Here is an 18,733-nt window from a genome sequence, read left to right as displayed (position 1 = left end):
TCACTCTCTCATGTTTAATTTCACTTCAGAAATCAAAATTCCATTTTCTTTATTTTCATTCATTTTATCAATTATCATTGGGTCAAAAAAAATCGAACACTGTTTTAAATCTACACTATAATAATCTTTATATTTTTCTTCTAGAAGGTCACAAATTATGCCACTTACACCACAGTTAAGCATGGCTATACGCGTCTCATCTGTAGTTCCGAATTTAATTTTATTATACAGATTGACAGAAATGAGGTTCAGCTTAAAAAGTACATCTATAAATTTCATAATTTCATTATCAATAAAATCGTACTCTTCCTTCAATCTAACAATTGCTAAGTTTACTCTTTCTAGATGATTTTTTTGGTTTAAGTCAGTCCAAAGCTTTCTGAAACCTCCACCACGTGTCTTATCTCCCCATTTTCCAACAAAAACACTTTCCTTTTCCTTAATAGACAAATTATCCCAATAATTTAGGACATCAGTTACCATAGCTGTCATTTTTTTTGACCTCATCCTCCAACTAATCAACATAATGTAAAATGCTTGAGCTTTATGAGATTTTAATCGTCTTAGATTCTCCTCATTGCTATTTTCATCAATTCTTTTGAAAAATAGAAAATCTAGTACTTTGAAAACGCTATCTATGTTTTCAGCTATTGATACATTAGACATTTGTGATTGAATTTCCATTTCCATGGTAAAAATATTAAAAATAGTTACATTGTTTTGATATAAAAGTTTCCCTACTTTTGTTTTAGCTATATTTACAGTTTCTTGAATTTCAAGATTATCGTCTGAAATATTTGCTAATAATTCTTCTGCTTTAACCTTCTCATCGTCTGAAGATGAAGTATAAGTTAATAAAGGATTTTCTGGATAATCTTGGGAACTATTTTCATCCTGTATCAGTAACTTTCTACCCTTAATAAATTGTTCAAAATTCATATTAATCGGAGCATACTTACCTTTTATAATATGTATTTCTGGCAATAAATAGTCAAGATTGCCTGTCTTTTGGTTGAATATTTCACTAAATCTACAAATTCGTCCAATTAAATTTTTAAATCCTGATGGGGTTAAATAACTATTTCCTCTTTTAGGATTTAAAATAAACATTCGAGTCGCAGGTAAATTAACACCCTCAAGTAATGTAGAATTCGCTACTAAATATTTAATTTCATCTATCTTAGAATATAACTCCTCAATATAAAAACGGATTGACTCTGGCATAGACCCATGATGGTATACCACACCTTTACGAATACACTCTATCAATTTATAATCTTTATGAATAAATTCTTGTAGGTCGTTGAGAATTTTTTTAATAAATGGCTTATCAATTGGTTTTAGATTATTTGATAATTCAATTGCAAAACGTTCAATATCTACAGGTTTATTTAAATAAATAATATTCTTCCTATCTGCTTCATTAATAACTACCTGATAATCATTTGTTATGCTTTGATTTTGAATTTGAATGAATTTATGACTCTTCGGAGAAAATTGATCCAATAGTTCTTTTGTATTTCTATTTAAATCATGGAAGTAAAACATTTCTGATTTTACTTGTTCAGTTACTTTGTACCACTCATTAAAATTATCATCCAAATACTTAATTTCCAAACTCTTTCTATCAATCAAGAATGGAGTTAAATATTTATATGCTGATTCTGGATTTCTCTTTTTGTTAATTATTAATACTGATGTTAAGAGTACACTCCTAGAATCGTCAGATGTATATCTATCTAATAAATTATGTGCCTCATCAACTATTACGAAATCAAAAAATAATTCTCGATTTTCTTGAAGTAGTTTAAGCAATCTCTCTTGCGTTAATACAGCTAAAATATGTAAATCAATATCTGAATACATATCTGGCTGAGTTACTATTTTTCTATATCCAAATTGGTTAATGATTCTTTTCTTAGTCTGAGTTAATAATGATTTAGTAGGTGTAATAATACAAATATTTTTGTCTTGAAATTTTTCAACAAAAGATAAAATTAACTCTGTTTTACCATATGAGGTTGGTGCAACAATGATTTGTGATTTATTAAGATTTAGGTTCACAGATTTAGTTAGTTCAAGTTGTCCAATTGTTCTATATACATTATTAGAAATATATAACTTGCTTTCTAAATTATTGAAAAACGTATATGAATTACCGTATTGTTCATCATATTCAAGAACATCACTAATAAAATGGGAAATAGGTATTAAACCTTTATTCAAACTTACTTCATACAATGGTTTATAATCATATGTATATTTGCTATATAAAATGAACAACCTGTATCCTAACTTTATTAATTCTTCATCATCTAAACATACAAAATAAAGAGCTAAAGATAAAATTTTCTCTAAATCTGACTCATCTACTATCTCTTGTTTTAAAAACTTATAATACAAATCAGGAAAACCAGTATTATATAGTTTTTTTAAAGTAAGTAAATTTACCTTTTGAGACCGCTTTTCTTCTTCCATTAGTTATCCTCTTTAAAAACATCAATCTACTTAAATATATTATTATTTTTTTATACGTTTCTTTCTGAATTGCAATTATTTTTATTTGGCTATAGACTTTTTTTCCTAGAAACTTATTGTAAATATCTTCAACATCACTACTGGAAATCTGCGAAATTTTCAAAGATGAAAAAACTATACCCGCAAAAACCACATTCTTGTCTTTGCTTTCATGAGTATTACTTGATTTTTCAAGCAAATCTATAACAATTTGTTTTTCATCACTTTTTTTTACGGAAGAACGAACAGATCTAATTGCATTTAACCATAATTGTGAGTTTTTCATATTTAATCGACTATTCAGATCTCGTTGAGCAGCATTCAGACGTTCGCGAATTTTTTTAGTAGCATCCTGTTGAACACTGGGAACCCCTGCTTTGGATTCAATTATCCATACAACTTCATCAGTATCATGTGCAATAATATCAAATCCCTTCTTCACATTTCTTTCTTCCATGTTAAAAAAAGGAGAAATAATTTCTAAATCAGTATATTCTCTGATTAAAAGATTTAAAAGAAACTCACCAATAGCTCCTATTTTTTGATTTTGACCATTAGGTAATCTATAGTTTAGAAATTCTTCTAATGATTCCTCAGTTGAGAAATGTACACTTTTTGATTCGAGAGCATATTCTCCGTGACAGATTACTCTAAATTCACTCTCGATTCTTTCTTTTAATTCCTTGGTAAAAGAAAGAACTTCTAAAATTTGAATATTCTTATTAACAAATCGCTCATTTATTCCAGAAATCATCTTTCCTCCTCTACCTCCCAACTCTCAGTGGTTCAACAACCTCTTCAATGAGTTTGGTATAGGCTTCTTTGATGTGTTTTTTGTAGCTGAGCGGGTTGAGGGCATCAGCTGTTTCTGCTTTGTAGTCTTTGTAGCGTTGGCTCTTGGTGAGCTGGCTTTCTCCTGATTGCTTCTTCGCACCCTTACGATAGTGTTGGACATAGTAACGAAGTTCATCCAGTCCGACATACCACTCTCTGGCAAAGCGTTTGAGATGGTCGTCGATAATGGCTTCAATCATAGTGTCCAAGACGCCAGTGATAGATTGTCCTTGGTAATCTTTAGGATTGGCTTGGACTTCTTTCCACAGATTTCGGATGATTTCGGCTAGTTTAGGATTTGTCCTTTCTAGGCTCTGGATATAGTTATCCACAGTTTCGATATCCTTGTCACTGAGGGCCTGTGGACTATCCTCTTCCTGCTGAATCATACTTTGAATCAGGGTCAGGATGTAAGCATAGTTAATCTCATCGACTTGGACGGATTCCAGTTCGTAGTGGATATCAAAGAGATTATCATCACCATCGTCTTCAGCTCGGCTTTTGAGCTCTGCTAGGATATTTTGATAGATTCCTAGATAGGTTTCGAGCTTTTCATCTGATAGGCCTGTCTCCGCATAGATAGCCGCTTCATCGTATTCGTTATAGACACGGATAGATGCCAGATACTTGTCAAAGGTTTGGTAAGCCTTGGCAATGCGACGGAGTTGTGGGCTAGTAGCCTGCTCAATCGTGATGACATAGTTTTCCACATCTTCCACTTTTGCTTGAAAGTCTATCCAGGCTTGGATAAAGTTTGCTTTTTCTTCTACCCAGTCTGGAGCAGTGACATCATTTTCACCACCGTTTGAGTAGAGCTTAAGGGCGTTATCCACAGCCTCTTTAAAGGCCTCTGGTCTTTGGAAGGTGATGATATGGCCATAACGCTTTTTACTGTCAAAGATGCGGTTGGTGCGGCTAAAGGCTTGAATCAAATCCTGTGGACGCATGGGCTTACGGTCGATAAAGAGAGTGGATAGACATGGGGCATCAAAACCGGTCAAAAGACGGTCAACGACGATGACCAAATCCAACTGCTCATTGCGAGGAATGTATTTATCTAACTTTCTAGCTAAACGATTATTGATATCCGTGTTAAAGCCACGCAAATCAGCCATGTTAAAATGGGTACCGAACTCCTGATTGTAGTCGTCCATGACCTGTTTCATGTGGTCTTGGTAGTCGATAGACTCTTCTTCATTTTCCGACACTGAGTAAGTGACCGTCATCTTTGGAAAGTCAAGTAGCACGCGCTTAGCTCGCTCTGACACCTTGACACGTTCCTGTCCTGCCTTGATACTCTTGAGCAGATTGTAATAAGCCTGAGCTTGTGGAATGGACTTAACCGTTAAGATAGCCTCGTAGGTCTTGCCCACACCATTTGGAAAGCCCAACTGTTGATAACTTTTGTTTAGGATAGCATCCAAGACTTCTAGCATGTGTTCTTTATCTTCATAGACAGAGTCAGGAAGATCTTTTTCAGGAATCGGCGAAATAATAGTATTTCGATAATCCACCTTGAATCCCAGAACTGCTCCGTCATGGATGGCTTCTTTGACCGTATACTCGTGTAGGCGTTCGCCATATTGTTGGTGGGTGGTTTGTGCCAAATCGCCTAATTGCTTTCGTTTATTTTCCTTGAAAATTGGTGTGCCTGTAAAGCCATACCAGAGCGAATTGTGGAAAAATCCCTTGATATCTTTTTGAGTCTGAGGTGTGACCGCACGGTGACATTCATCCACAACGAAAGCTACACGGAGGTCCTTGATTTTCTCCGAATCCTTTTGGTATTTACCTTCTTGGAACTTGCGCATCATGGTAGTGATTTTCTGGATAGTCGTCACAATCACACGCTTATCATTTCCAGCCAAACGCTTAACCAAATCATGGGTATTGTCCGTTTCATCAATATCTATGACATCATTAGCGGCGTAGGAAAGGAAGGAAGACGTCGTTTGCTGGTCAAGGTCCCTACGGTCCACAACGAAAATCGTCTTCTGAATAGCTGGAATCTGCAAGAGGTTGCGAGCTACCTTGTAGGAGGTTAGAGTCTTACCAGAACCTGTGGTATGCCAGATATAGCCTGATTCCTGACGACGAGAAGCATCCTGGACAGACTCGATGGCATGGATTTGATAAGGACGTAAGAGGATGAGAGCTTTTTTACTATCATCAATAACGGAGTACTGCATCACCATCTGATGGGCACGTGGAATAGACAGGACCTCATGGGCAAAGTCCATGAGACTGGTCATGGGTTTATTATCTTTATCCACCCAAGATGTCAAGAATTGTTTATTGAGTTTATCCTCTCGTGCAGCTGCGATATAACGTGTATCCACCTTATTAGTCACAACAAACATCTGAAGGGCAGAATAGATGCCACGTAACTTTCCTTCACGGTCATACTTTTTGATTTGATGAAAGGCATCCAAAAAGGCCACACGAGGACTCTTGAGCTCGATGTGGATAAGAGGAAGGCCATTAATCATCAGAGTTGTATCTAATCGACGGTCCTGATCTTTTGGATAAGCCTTGTCACGTTCTACTTGATTGACTACTTCGTAACTGGATTTTCCAGCAGCAATATTATCACGCCAGATGACAGAGAGACGGATAGTCCCAAGGCTAGCATCTTCACGCTGTACCTCGACTTTAGCAATACCATTTTCACCAGCCAGCCACTTAGCAGCTTCATAATAGTTAATGAAGTTAAACTGGTTCTTGATTTGGCGCTTCTCCTGCTCGGTCAAGGGATGGTCAGCTAGTAGAGCAACGTTATTTTGCGCTAACTTCTCAAAAAAGTTGTCCCATAATTGATCTTCATTTTTTAAGTCTGGGCGATAGGTCCACTGGCTCTCACCAGAGGTTAATTGCTCGATTAATTGACGTTCTATCTCAAGTTCTGGAGTAACTGCTGGCATGGCTTATCCTTTCAACATTGTCGTAATCCCTTACATTATAGCATTTTCAGAGTTTCTTTCATAGTTTTGGGAAAATTCAAACAAAAAAACACGGCCCGAAGGTCATGCTTTTATCTTCTATTTACTCCCCCCTATGAATCGTAAACCCTGTGGCTTGTTGGTTAGCCATGATGGTCATGTCTGAAACCTGGACGCGTCGTGGTTGCTTGGTAACGTAGAGGACAGCATCCGCAATATCTTGGGCTTGGAGGGCTTCCAAACCTTGATAAACCTTAGCTGCCTTGTCCTTGTCACCGTGAAAGCGAACTTGAGAAAAATCCGTCTCAACGATACCGGGCTGAATGGTTGTCACCTTGATATCTGTGGCAATGGTATCAATACGCAAACCATCGCTGAAAGTTTTCACTGCGGCCTTTGTAGCTGAATACACAGCTGCACCTGCATAGGCATAGATGCCCGCCGTAGAGCCCATATTGATGATATGGCCCTCATTGGCAGCTACCATGCTTGGTAGAATCTGACGTGTCACCATCATCAAGCCCTTGACATTGGTGTCAATCATGGTCAGCAGATCCCACTCTTCATAATCTTGATAGGCTGTTAGGCCTAGCGCCAGGCCTGCATTATTGACTAAAACATGGACTTGCCCCACACTTTTGAGAATGGCTTGGCAAACATCCTTGACCATGTCCATATCGGTAACATCCAGTGCAAAAGTCCAAACTTTTTGGTCTGGATAGGTTGCTTGGAGCTCTTCTTTCAAGGCTTGAAGACGCTCCACACGGCGACCTGTTAGGATGAGATTTTCTCCCTCTTTAGCAAAGGCACGCGCCGTTGCTTCGCCAATTCCTGATGTTGCTCCTGTAATAAGTACGTTTTTAGGCATGATATCCTCCACTCCTATAGTCCAGCTGCCCCTAATCGTTATTTGTCAATTCACCCAACTTCTTGATAAAATCAGGAAGTTCAAGCTTGGGCAGGGTAGATTTTTTATTTCCTGACTTCCAAAATATCCAGAGTAACTGGTTGAAACCGTCTTGCAAGACCTTCTTTTGTTTGTCCGAGAGATTGCCAAATTCTTGCAGCATCTGACCTATCTGTGGCAAGGCTTGGATGCCAATATCATCGAGGCTTTCAATACCTGAATCAAGGATGGTATCAAAAACCAAATCGCAAACTTGCTTGAGTTCTTGATTTGGCAAGGTCTCAATCCATTCTTGGAAGGTTTCTTCCAAACGTTGACTCAACTCTGTTGGCTGGTCCTCATAAACAAAATCATTTGCCACTAAATCAACCTCCCAAGTCAAGGCGTTATGTTGAGCAAATCCAATGCCTTCTGCTGCGACTAGCTGGGCAGGCCTATCCCAATAGAGCATAACCCCCACAACAGAATCTTGAGGTCTAATAACTGTCATCCTGGCTTTTAACTCTTGGTAAGAAGGCTTCTCTAAGAGGGACTTCATCAAGCCTGGGGAATCTAGGAGCAAAAGCTCTGCTATTTGCTCACGTAGAGCAGTCGAGCCTTGGACAGCTGCATAGAGGGCAAGATTACCACCCTTGGAATGTCCAGAAACAGCGATATAGCCACTGAGTTTTGGCAAGTGCTCAGACAGAAAGGCAATAGCTGAGCGATGGGCTGGAATTTCCCTACTGTAGGTCAGCTGAAAATCCTCCTTCCAGCCAATAACACTATCATCTGTCCCACGAAAAACAATCTGCTGGTAGTCCAGTTCAGGCAGGCTAAAAATCATGGCTGCAAACTGCTTTTCGACTTCCTTGTCCAAGACACTACAGTAGTCACTTAGATTAAGTCCAGCGAAACGCTTCGACCTGACCATGGCTTCAGCCAAATCTACCCGTTCCTTAGTCACCATGAAGGTATACTCAGGATTTAGCTCTTTACCCTCGGCATAGTCATGTAAATTGATGGTTTTCTGTAAATCACTTGCTGTGAGGCATTTTTCATAAGTCAGGTAGCCAATTTCATTGATACAAACCTTATCCAAGATATTGAGAGGCTCTTGATCAAAGGTAAGTTCCTTTACCTTTTCAAGATAATCGATTAGATTGGACATAGTAATCTCCTTGAAGTCTTTCTTACTTTGATTTTACTAGAATTTTCAATAAATTGTTAGTGAAAAATGTGATATCATAAGAGAGATTATTTATTAGGAAAAGGAAGCTTATGACTATTTCACGATTTTACCGTATCTTACTAGCTCTTTGTGGACTGGTAGGAGTCTCTATCCAAATCCATGACGATGGTTGGGGCATGTTGCTCTACTACACCGTTTTGTCCAATATCCTCGTCTTTTCCAGTTTGATTTTCTTTATCATCTATGACTTCAAAAAAGGGGATGCGACGACTAACACAAAACTCTTGCGTTACAAGGGGGGCGTAACCATGGCCATCCTCATCACTGGAGTCATCTATCACATCCTCTTGGCTCCTATTACAGAACCTGAGAAATTCTGGACCCTCCGCAATTTCTTGGTTCACTATATTGTCCCTTGGGGATTGGTGCTTGATACCCTCATTTTCGATGCTAAGAAAGCCTACCGTCTCCGTGAACCAATTTACTGGTCAGTGGTCCCTCTGTCTTACTTTGCCTTTGCCCTTCTAAATGGCTTGGTTCTAAAACTCCCAATCCCAGGTGCCAAAGATACCCCCTTCGCCTACTTCTTTATCAATGTCAATAAATTTGGTTGGAACAAGGTCTTGGTAAATGTCCTAGTCATCAGTGCCGGGTACATTGCTGTTGGCTATCTCTTATACCTCTTGAAAAAATTTATCGGTCGTAAACCAGCATAAAACACAAACTGAGCTCCCAAACGGAACTCAGTTTTTTCTATTGCAATAAACCCAATTTCTCAAAAGCCTTGTAGAGGCCATCAGCTTCAACATCGTCTGTTACAAAGTCTGCCATAGCCAAGATTTCTGGCCCACCATTTCCCATGGCAACCCCAACCTCACAGTATTCCAACATAGGAATATCAATCTTGGCATCGCCAAAAGCAATGGTCTCCGAATGCTCAGCCCCCAAATGTTCCAAAAGGACATCGATGGCATGGGCCTTGTTAATATCCTTAACACCTAGATCACCAAACAAGGCTGTTTCACCTCGACCTCCCCAAGTATGGGCTTCAAGCTGTGGAAAAGCTTCTTTTGAATCTAGATGGTCCTGATAGGATTCTAAAACGAAACTGACCTTGTTTAGGTCATCACGGTAGAGTTTCCCACCATACTGAAGGCCATGAAGAAAATCTTCTGGTTCCTTACCAGCGACAGACTCTTCTGACTGCCCCTTTTGAATAGCGTAAGTCTTAAGTGTCTCACGTGCCCGCTCCCGAAAATCCGGACTAGCAAAGAGACCATTATTGCTCTCAAGATAAAAAGCTAGATGGCGTTCTGTTAGCCAATCCACAATCTTAGCAGCGTCTTCCTTGGAAATCAGCTGATGCATGAGGACTTGGCCATGATGCTCTACATAAGAGCCATTACCACCAATCATCCCATCCAAGCCAATTTCCCATAATTCTGGTTGCATTTCTGCCTTGCTACGACCAGTACAAACATAGACCAGATGGTCATTTTTACGGGCCTGACGAATAGCCTTGATTGCTGATTCTGGAATACGGTTATGATAATCCACCAAGGTCCCATCAACATCTAGAAAAATAAGTTTTGACATGTTTTCACCTCGAGTCTTCTTTTACTTTATTATACCCTGATAATGCTACAACAGATACTACTATCCTTAGACAAACTGATACTATCCTACGATAGTATTGTCTCCAATCCAATGCATTGCCATTTTGCATGAAAGAAGCTATGATGAAAGTATGAATGATTTAAAAACACTACTGGATCACCTGCCCTATAAATTAGCAGCCTATGATGCCCAAGGAAACTTTCTCTATGACAATGGTGGCGCTGACGGTAGTTTCTTCCCCCGTGAGTCTGAAAATCTGCCTGATTGGATCATGTCTGAAGTGCTAGCCTCTCCTACCAAAGAAAGAAGTTATCAGATTCCAACAGACAGTTTTGATCAAGTCCTCATCCAAACCTACCAAGCTGCTATAGACAAAGATGGAAATGTCTTGGGATTTTGGGAGACCATCTATGATTTGAAGCAGCCTCTCAAAACCTATCTAGATAACTCTGCTCAAGCTCTTGTAGCCTGGTCGGATGCCACTAGTGGCGCTAGTTTCAAGGAGGAAACTGACTTTTAAGCTAAATTTTTTGCTTTAATAAATGAAAAATTCACTTAATTCAAGACTAGCTCAAAACACCCTTATTCATAAAATGTGCCTAAGTCAGCACTACAAAGGCTTTTTGGAAATCAGTCACTTTAATATCTCTCACAGAATTTATAAACACTCTATTTTGCATTTTTGCACTATTTAAGGTAAAATGGGAGTAATGAGAAAAAGAATAAAACCGATCGTTGTTTACGTGGTTCTAGCTCTTTTAGGATTAGCATTAGTTATTGCAAATATTCACAATACGTCCAAACAGCAGGCGCATCTACAAAACGTGAAATCTGCTCTTCCTTATGCTACTACACCAAAAACAACAACCAGTAGTACATCTAGCAGTTCCGACGAGGAGCTGATACTCAATCCCATTATCGACCTTTCGGGGTGGCAACTACCTCAGGATATCGATTACGATGTCTTGTCAAATCATATTTCTGGTGCTATTATCCGCGTCTTCGGTGGATCACAGATTAGTAAGGATAGCAATGCCGCTAGTTCGAATGGGGTCGACAAATCTTTTAAAACACATATCAAAGAACTCAAAAAACGTGACGTTCCAGTTGCCGTCTATTCCTACGCTCAAGGTACTTCTGTTAAAGAGATGAAGGAAGAAGCTCGTATTTTCTACAAAAATGCTTCTCCATACAAACCTACTTATTACTGGATCGACGTTGAAGAAGAAACCATGTCCAACATGGAGCAAGGTGTCCAAGCCTTTCTCGCTGAGCTCAAACGTCTAGGAGCTGAAAACGTTGGTCTCTATATTGGTGCTTATTTCATGCTTGAGCAAGAAGTTTCAACTAAAAACTTTGATGCTGTTTGGATTCCAGCCTACGGTACCGATTCTGGTTATTATGAGGCTCTACCAAATACTGAAATCGACTATGACCTTCACCAGTATACGTCACAAGGAAGCCTGCCTGGTTTCGATAATATCCTAGATCTTAACCAAATCAATCCTGAGAAAAACAAACGTAAAACCTTTGAAAAACTCTTTGGTAAGATTAAGCAAAAACCAACTAAAAATAAGAAGACTACTTCGACAAGTTCATCTAGTAGTCAGTAAAAACCAGTGCCTTAGACACTGGTTTTCTTCTTGTCAAATTGGCTTAGGCGTGCTCGGATGAATGTGTTATAATGGATGGTAGAAATGTATAACTTTAAAAGGAGATATGACAATGGCTAAGAAAGGCAAAGTCAAGAAGACCTTGGTTGACCAAATTCTTGATAAAGCTAATATTGACCATGATAGCTTATCCTTCAATGGTTTAGAAGGGGAGCTTCCAGAAGATGTGGCGCGTGAGAGCATTTATAAAACCCTCGCCCTTAAGGGAGATAAGACAGGACCAGTCATCGGCATCGTCCCTATCACCGAACACCTGTCTGAAAAGAAATTAGCTAAAATTTCAGGGAACAAGAAAGTTCAAATGATTCCACAAAAGGATCTCCAAAAAACAACTGGCTATGTTCACGGAGCTAACAACCCAGTGGGAATTCGCCAAAAGCACAATTTCCCTATTTATATCGATCAAACTGCCCAAGAAGCTGGCTTCCTTATTGTCTCAGCGGGGGAAATTGGGCGTTCTATCCGTATCAATAGTCAAGATCTTGCTGATTTTGTTAATGCTGAATTTGCTGATATTAAGGAGTAATCATGAAACTGTATTTTGTACGTCACGGTAAAACCGAGTGGAACTTGGAAGGCCGACTTCAAGGCGCCAAGGGAGACTCGCCTTTGCTTAAAGAATCTATCGAACAAGTACGTGAGTTAGGTCACTATCTCAGTGACACACATTTTGACTTGATCTTCTCAAGTGACCTACCACGTGCTAAAAAAACTACTGAACTCATCATGGAGTCTCAAAAGCCTAAAGCTAAAGTTACCTACACTAAAGCTCTGCGTGAATGGCAACTTGGTAAACTGGAAGGGCAAAAAATTGCACTCGTTCAGGCCATCTATCCAAAAGAAATGAATGCTTTCCGTCATAACCTAGCCAACTTCCGTGCTAATGACTTCCAAGCTGAGTCTGTCTACCAGACAACCAAACGTGTGGCCGAATTTATTAAAACACTTAAAGATAGTGATGCTAAAAATGTCCTCATCGTCGGTCACGGAGCTAACTTAACGGCTTCTATCCGTACCCTCCTTGGTTTTGAACCTGGTCTTCTTCGTAAGGCAGGCGGTCTTGACAATGCTTCTGTCACTATTCTCGAAACCAATGATTTCGAGCACTTCACTCTTAAATGTTGGAATGATACGTCCTATATGGATGAACAAAACAAGATCAGCTAAATCAGCGACTGACTTCATAAGACAAGCGATCCTGAACAAGGGTCGCTTTTTAGCAGTCAAAAAGCCCTTAAATCTATTACTTTAAGAGCTTCACTTCCATTATTTCCACTTCGGTTCATCTGGCAAACGATTTAATTCGACACCAAAGTCTCGGGCCAAGTCCTCTAGTTCATTTTCAAAATCGTCTAGTTCCTGTGAGACAAGATCATACTGTCCTTCAGACAATAAACGCTTAAAACGGAGACCACGACTCAAGATAAATTCCACGTCTATTTTGGCAGTTCTATGGACATGTTCCCAATAGTTGTTAGCAAACCCTCTTTGCTTTTCCTCAGCATTAAGGTGGTCTACTAATGCATAATAGGAATCCCAAGCAACGCCCTTCATCTGCTCTGCATCTCTAATACCTTCGAAGAGATCGTCACGTTTGGCTTCGAGTGCTTCTACCTCTTTTCTCAAAGCATCACGTTCAGCACTTAGTGCTTCAATATCATGTTTTAAGTTGTTGATTTCTACCATTTTCAAACTCCTTATCTCACGTTCTAGACAATAAAACGGCCATACGAGGCCGCTCTATTATCTTCCATATTTCATACGAAGGATTTTTTCCTGGTTCGCATTCAAACGAAGAAGGATAACCACTTTATCAATACTCATATTGCTCTCAAGAAGACGTTCAGCCGCCATCATAAGACCATTATTGATACCTAGTTGAAGGACTGGATTTTCATTATCATTGATATCAAAGATATATTTATTATTTGGAAGGTCGAAAAGGACTTTTACCGCTCCAAAGAGTTGCTCAAAATTGTCGATTTCCAAGTCGAAGACTGGCTTAGTACCTGGTTTGAGGCTACGTCCACGGTGGTTAAACCACATAGAATGCCAGCCACCATTGAAGGCACCCATGACATCATTGTCATAAGAATCTCCAACGTAGAGCGTCGTCGATGGATTCATATCAAATTGCTCAGCTGCGAGGTTGAAGATTTCCTTCTCAGGCTTTTGGAAACCTGTCGCCTGACTGACGATGACACGCTTAGGGTCCACATAATCATAAAGTCCCAACTTCTTGACCTTCTTAAGTTGATGCTCTGTTGGTCCATTGGTAATAATACCCATAGGAACATTTTTTTCCTTGAGGAAATCAAGGGTCATGCGCATCTCATCAAGCATGGTGATATTCTCCAACTCATGCTCGTAAACCTCTTGGAAATGGTTACCCGTTTCTTCATCAATTTCACGGTAGCCAAACTCCAAAAGGGTCTCTTTACAGCGCCAAAAACGGAAATACTCAGTTGTCCACTCACCAGCCATTACACGTGGAAAACCAACATCAGAATAGTGGCGGAAACGAATGTAGGCTTGATTCATGTGGCTCATATCAAAGTCAGGGAAACATTTTTCCATGGCAATACGATAAGGTGCCTGTTGGTCATAAATAGTATCGTCAACGTCAAAAACAATAGAAGTAATCATCTGTCCGTTCTTTCTTATATCATTCTCTTGTCAGAGACTTAAATAAATTAGGAAACTAACAACTAAACTACTACATGAGTCAGCTCTTAATTTAATCTTCAGTCTTGCAAAAGTAAGCTTTTAGTCAACTGTCTAGGGCAATCTTACTCGTCTGTTTTTTTAACTAAGATGCAATTGCCCAAACAGTCTTATTATACCGTTTTTACCCTTTCTTTTCAATTTTCGACCCCACTTAAGGAAAGATTATTCGTGTTTTGAAGATAGAAAAAGGTTTGGAACATTTTGTCCCAAACCTAATGCATCTTGTCATATTCAGATACTTATTTAATTTCTTTGAAGGTCATTTTTTGTTTGACTTCACCTTGACCACCTTTGGCAATCTGGTAATAGAAATCTTTTGATGTGAAGTGGTCACCATAAGCAAAGACCTTGTTGTACTGCCATTGTGACAATTGATCGTCCTCTTTTTTACCAAGAGTCAATGTTGTTTTTGTCACACTGTATTCCCACTTAGCTGTTTGGTCATTATAGGCCTTGTCAAAATCAGTCTGACTCTTAGCAGCATTAACCACTGTCGTACGATCCTGACTCACAAGCGCCTTGTTCCCACCTTCTTGGAAGGCTACATACATGACACGATTATTGACCTCACCGTTTAGAGTACTTGAGTATTGGTAAACCTTACCAGGTACAACACTATCTAAATGGTGTGTTCCCCAGTAATAGAAAGCACCAAATCCAGCTCCCGTAACCAAGAGACAAGCAAGAACAACACTAATAATGATATTTCTCTTTGACATGTCTTGCCCCTCTCTATTCGTCACCAGTTAGGTCAGAGAAAGTTGCCTCTGAGTCTGTTTCAGTGTGGCTTGAAGAACTTGATGATGAGCGTTCAAGGCTTGATGAGCTTGAACTCATGCGTGTTTCTGTTTGAGAATCATCACTTGATGACGCCTTAGATTCTGAAGATTTCTCAGTGCTTGATGATGAACTTTCTTTTTCCTTGTAAACATCAACGTTGAAAGCCCACTTATCACCCTTATAACTTACTTGAATTTGGGCATATTTTGACTTGATAAGATCTGACATTTTACTATCTCTGTTAAGGGCGTCGTAAATCTTTTGAGCGAGGGCTTTGGCATTGGCTTCAGTTTTGGCACCATCTTTAGGTCCATCTACAATGTCTTGAGCCTTAGGTGTTTCACCTTGAAGGTAAAGGGCTTTGCTTTCAGTGTCCTTCTTAGCAGTAGCATTTACACCAGTCTTATCATCTGCATGTAAGAAGAAAGTCCATGCAGGACTACCTGAGTGGTTTTGTTGATATACTTGTTTGAATTCACTTTGAACCTTGTCTTGGAAAGCATCATCAGTCAATTCTTTTTCCTTAGAACTTTCTGTACTTGCTTTGCTTTCACTACTGCTTGCTGTTGAGCTTGATGCAGAAGATGATGATGATCCACTTGTTGAACTTGATGAAGCACCTTTAGATTCAGATGATGAAGAAGAGTCCTTGCCATCTTTAGAATCTTTAGTATCTTTGTCTTTATCGTTATTATTGTTTGTCGTGTTATTTGAGAATGAAACGCTATTGTCAGAATTATCTGGAGCGTAAATCACTGTATTCTTAGAATGGTCATCAGAGACAAAAGTGCTGTTATTGATAATCACTCGGTTGTTATCACCGTAGTAGTTGTTGATAACAATCTTAGAATGTGCACAACGGTAACCATTACCAGTCACATGGTAACCTGCTGGGACATCACCATCACGTTTCAAGATGAGGATATCACCTGCAAAGATAAGATCAATATTCTGAATATTGTTATCGTAGGCTAATTTTTCAATAGAAATCCCAGTCGCTTGAGAGATTCCCCACAAGGTATCTCCCCATTGAATCACGTATTGTTGACCATCCAACTGCTGTGGATTGATATTCTGAGTTGTCAAATTATTTGTAATTTGTTCAGGTGTGCTGGCAATCCAGTTTGTAATATCAGCAGCGTGAGCACTCGTTTGATTTTGATAAAAGCTATCTGCTAACACAGATACCGTAGGCATCCCAATAGGTGCTAGTAAAGCGCCAAGCATCACGGCTTTACTAACATAATTTTTCTTTTTCATCGTATTTCCTCCTTATATCATACGAAACTTACTTTGCTATTGTACACCCTTTTTATTATATTTGTCAATAAATTCTATAACTTTCTAATCAAAGGTTAATGCTAGTTTACAATTTGTACTAAAAATAGACAAATCCTAGCTTTATTTATCTGACATTTAATCATTTGTCCTATCTTTAGAAGGTGATTTATGATACAATAATTACGACTATTTTATGGAGGACTAACATGTCAAATCAACACATGGAAGAATTGAACGATCAACAGATTGTCCGTCGTGAAAAAATGGCGGCTTTGGCTGAACAAGGAATCGATCCTTTTGGTAAGCGATTCGAACGCACAGCTACATCTGGTCAATTAAAAGAAAAATACGCTGACAAAACAAAAGAAGAATTGCACGAAATCAACGAAACTGCTACTATCGCAGGGCGTTTGATGACTAAACGTGGTAAAGGTAAAGTTGGCTTCGCCCACATCCAAGACCGCGATGGTCAAATCCAAATCTACGTGCGTAAAGATGCTGTCGGTGAAGAAAACTACGAAATCTTCAAGAAAGCTGACCTTGGTGACTTCCTCGGTGTCGAAGGTGAAGTTATGCGAACAGATATGGGAGAACTTTCTATCAAGGCTACTCATATCACACACTTGTCTAAAGCCCTTCGTCCATTGCCTGAGAAATTCCACGGACTTTCAGACGTTGAAACAATCTACCGTAAACGTTACCTCGATTTGATTTCTAACCGTGAAAGCTTTGACCGCTTTGTCACACGTTCAAAAATCATTTCTGAAATCCGTCGTTACCTTGATGCTCAAGGTTTCCTTGAAGTAGAAACACCTGTCCTTCACAATGAAGCTGGTGGTGCTGCTGCTAAACCTTTCATCACTCACCACAATGCACAAAACATCGACATGGTGCTTCGTATCGCAACTGAGCTCCACCTCAAACGTCTCATCGTTGGTGGTATGGAACGCGTTTACGAAATCGGACGTATCTTCCGTAACGAAGGTATGGATGCCACTCACAACCCTGAGTTCACATCTATCGAAGTTTACCAAGCTTACGCTGACTTCCATGATATCATGAACTTGACTGAAGGTATCATCCAACACGCTGCTAAAGCTGTTAAAGGTGACGGACCTATCAACTACCAAGGAACTGAAATCAAGATTAACGAACCATTCAAACGCATCCACATGGTTGACGCTATCAAGGAAATCACTGGCGTTGACTTCTGGCAAGACATGACTCTGGATGAAGCCAAAGCTATCGCTGCTGAAAAGAATGTTCCAGTTGAAAAACACTACACTGAAGTTGGTCACATCATCAACGCCTTCTTCGAAGAATTCGTTGAAGAAACATTGATTCAACCAACATTCGTTTACGGTCACCCAGTTGCTGTGTCTCCATTGGCTAAGAAAAACCCAGAAGACCCACGCTTCACTGACCGTTTCGAACTCTTCATCATGACTAAAGAGTACGGAAATGCCTTCACCGAATTGAACGACCCAATCGATCAATTGTCACGTTTCGAAGCACAAGCTGCTGCTAAAGAACTCGGTGATGACGAAGCAACAGGCATCGACTATGACTACGTTGAAGCCCTTGAATACGGTATGCCACCAACAGGTGGACTCGGAATCGGTATCGACCGTCTCTGCATGCTCCTCACTGATACAACAACTATCCGTGATGTCTTGTTGTTCCCAACGATGAAATAATAATCATATCCCATTATTCAAATAATGGGATATTTTTATATGAGGTATAAACATGTTTAGAAAAATGAAGTCCCTTTTTAAGAAAAAATCAACTGTAGTTGAACAGCCTGAGCCAAAGAGAGAAGAAAGTAAATTAGACTTTCCCATAGACCGCACAGATTATTTTTTCGATCATGCACTTGTATTCTATTGTGAAGAAAATGATATTACTTCAGAAAAACTAAGCAAATCAGATATGCTAGAGATTAGCAAAAGAGCTGCCTTTCATCTCAGTGTCTTCGTAGCCTGGCTAGCAAAACATGATTTTCTGAATCCCCAAAGTGATAGCTTTAACCTTGAAGATGCACAAAAACTCAAGAATGAAACGATTATGGGTTCAGACTATCTCTTTAAACATCTTGATGAAAAACTCTATTCATCTGATATTAGTGACACACTCCTCCCCTTCATCTCTGATTTTTATGAAGATTACATGGATTTCTGTTATACAGTCTTGGTTGATGATGTTGCTAGAACTGAATTTGATTGGAAAATCTATCACTTGGTTGAAGAGGATATCGATGAGATGTTTGCTAGTTACAAAGAATAAT

The 18,733-nt window shown here is 39.3% G+C and carries 17 protein-coding genes; 7 read left to right on the top strand and 10 right to left on the bottom strand.

Annotated features, from left to right (window positions below; genetic code table 11):
• From ADH51_RS03450 to ADH51_RS03430, 5 genes are all read right to left on the bottom strand, one after another.
• Complete coding sequence (locus tag ADH51_RS03450; RefSeq protein WP_048674422.1) at positions 1-2,478, bottom strand: DEAD/DEAH box helicase; 2,478 nt, start codon at positions 2,476-2,478, stop codon at positions 1-3.
• Positions 2,420-3,271 (bottom strand): Hachiman antiphage defense system protein HamA, encoded by an 852-nt coding sequence (locus ADH51_RS03445; RefSeq protein ID WP_048674420.1) that lies wholly within the window; start codon positions 3,269-3,271, stop codon positions 2,420-2,422. Before ADH51_RS03445 ends, ADH51_RS03450 begins: the two co-directional genes overlap by 59 nt.
• A 10-nt stretch (positions 3,272-3,281) precedes the next feature.
• Positions 3,282-6,272: a type I restriction endonuclease subunit R gene (locus tag ADH51_RS03440; protein ID WP_048674418.1), complete on the bottom strand. Its 2,991-nt coding sequence runs from the start codon at positions 6,270-6,272 to the stop codon at positions 3,282-3,284.
• Between the two features lie 121 nt (positions 6,273-6,393).
• Positions 6,394-7,158 (bottom strand): SDR family NAD(P)-dependent oxidoreductase, encoded by a 765-nt coding sequence (locus tag ADH51_RS03435; protein WP_048674416.1) that lies wholly within the window; start codon positions 7,156-7,158, stop codon positions 6,394-6,396.
• Positions 7,159-7,189: 31 nt separating this feature from the next.
• A complete protein-coding gene (locus tag ADH51_RS03430) occupies positions 7,190-8,347 on the bottom strand; it encodes an Mbeg1-like protein (RefSeq protein WP_048674414.1) in 1,158 nt (385 codons plus the stop codon).
• Positions 8,348-8,457: 110 nt separating this feature from the next.
• On the opposite strand from ADH51_RS03430, the gene ADH51_RS03425 reads away from it, so the two are divergent.
• Positions 8,458-9,084, top strand: coding sequence for a Pr6Pr family membrane protein (locus ADH51_RS03425; protein ID WP_048674412.1), 627 nt, complete (start codon positions 8,458-8,460; stop codon positions 9,082-9,084).
• A gap of 37 nt (positions 9,085-9,121) precedes the next feature.
• Here ADH51_RS03425 and ADH51_RS03420 read toward each other — a convergent pair whose 3' ends face one another.
• Positions 9,122-9,964 carry a Cof-type HAD-IIB family hydrolase gene (locus ADH51_RS03420; protein ID WP_048674410.1) on the bottom strand — a complete coding sequence of 281 codons (843 nt, stop codon included), beginning with the start codon at positions 9,962-9,964 and terminating at the stop codon, positions 9,122-9,124.
• Between the two features lie 151 nt (positions 9,965-10,115).
• Between ADH51_RS03420 and ADH51_RS03415 the strand changes: the two genes are divergently transcribed.
• The 4 genes from ADH51_RS03415 to ADH51_RS03400 all read left to right on the top strand — a co-directional run bounded on the left by ADH51_RS03415 (position 10,116) and on the right by ADH51_RS03400 (position 12,825).
• Complete coding sequence (locus ADH51_RS03415; protein ID WP_048674407.1) at positions 10,116-10,505, top strand: hypothetical protein; 390 nt, start codon at positions 10,116-10,118, stop codon at positions 10,503-10,505.
• A gap of 190 nt (positions 10,506-10,695) precedes the next feature.
• Positions 10,696-11,598: a glycoside hydrolase family 25 protein gene (locus ADH51_RS03410; protein WP_037597645.1), complete on the top strand. Its 903-nt coding sequence runs from the start codon at positions 10,696-10,698 to the stop codon at positions 11,596-11,598.
• Positions 11,599-11,710: 112 nt separating this feature from the next.
• A complete protein-coding gene (locus ADH51_RS03405) occupies positions 11,711-12,184 on the top strand; it encodes an aminoacyl-tRNA deacylase (protein ID WP_048674405.1) in 474 nt (157 codons plus the stop codon).
• 2 nt (positions 12,185-12,186) lie between these two features.
• Complete coding sequence (locus ADH51_RS03400; RefSeq protein WP_048674404.1) at positions 12,187-12,825, top strand: histidine phosphatase family protein; 639 nt, start codon at positions 12,187-12,189, stop codon at positions 12,823-12,825.
• A gap of 99 nt (positions 12,826-12,924) precedes the next feature.
• On the opposite strand, the gene ADH51_RS03395 is transcribed toward ADH51_RS03400, so the two are convergent.
• The 4 genes from ADH51_RS03395 to ADH51_RS03380 form a co-directional block, all read right to left on the bottom strand.
• On the bottom strand, positions 12,925-13,344 hold the full coding sequence (locus ADH51_RS03395; protein WP_048674402.1) for a hypothetical protein: 420 nt from the start codon (positions 13,342-13,344) through the stop codon (positions 12,925-12,927).
• 57 nt (positions 13,345-13,401) lie between these two features.
• Positions 13,402-14,304 (bottom strand): HAD family hydrolase, encoded by a 903-nt coding sequence (locus ADH51_RS03390; protein WP_037600396.1) that lies wholly within the window; start codon positions 14,302-14,304, stop codon positions 13,402-13,404.
• Between the two features lie 320 nt (positions 14,305-14,624).
• Positions 14,625-15,104 carry a hypothetical protein gene (locus ADH51_RS03385; protein ID WP_002885961.1) on the bottom strand — a complete coding sequence of 160 codons (480 nt, stop codon included), beginning with the start codon at positions 15,102-15,104 and terminating at the stop codon, positions 14,625-14,627.
• 13 nt (positions 15,105-15,117) lie between these two features.
• Positions 15,118-16,425 carry a LysM peptidoglycan-binding domain-containing protein gene (locus ADH51_RS03380; RefSeq protein ID WP_048674400.1) on the bottom strand — a complete coding sequence of 436 codons (1,308 nt, stop codon included), beginning with the start codon at positions 16,423-16,425 and terminating at the stop codon, positions 15,118-15,120.
• A gap of 227 nt (positions 16,426-16,652) precedes the next feature.
• On the opposite strand from ADH51_RS03380, the gene lysS reads away from it, so the two are divergent.
• Together lysS and ADH51_RS10075 are read left to right on the top strand one after the other, a co-directional pair.
• The gene (gene lysS, locus ADH51_RS03375; RefSeq protein WP_013990828.1) at positions 16,653-18,143 is read left to right on the top strand and encodes a lysine--tRNA ligase; all 1,491 of its coding nucleotides are present in this window, start codon (positions 16,653-16,655) and stop codon (positions 18,141-18,143) included.
• Positions 18,144-18,195: 52 nt separating this feature from the next.
• A complete protein-coding gene (locus tag ADH51_RS10075) occupies positions 18,196-18,732 on the top strand; it encodes a hypothetical protein (RefSeq protein ID WP_048674398.1) in 537 nt (178 codons plus the stop codon).
• Position 18,733: the final 1 nt, after the last annotated feature.

It is taken from the genome of Streptococcus sp. 449_SSPC (genome assembly GCF_001073005.1).
GTDB classification, from domain to species: Bacteria; Bacillota; Bacilli; order Lactobacillales; family Streptococcaceae; genus Streptococcus; species Streptococcus salivarius_F.
Note: the sequence above shows the minus strand (reverse complement) of the source record. Positions and strands in the feature narration are given on the sequence as shown.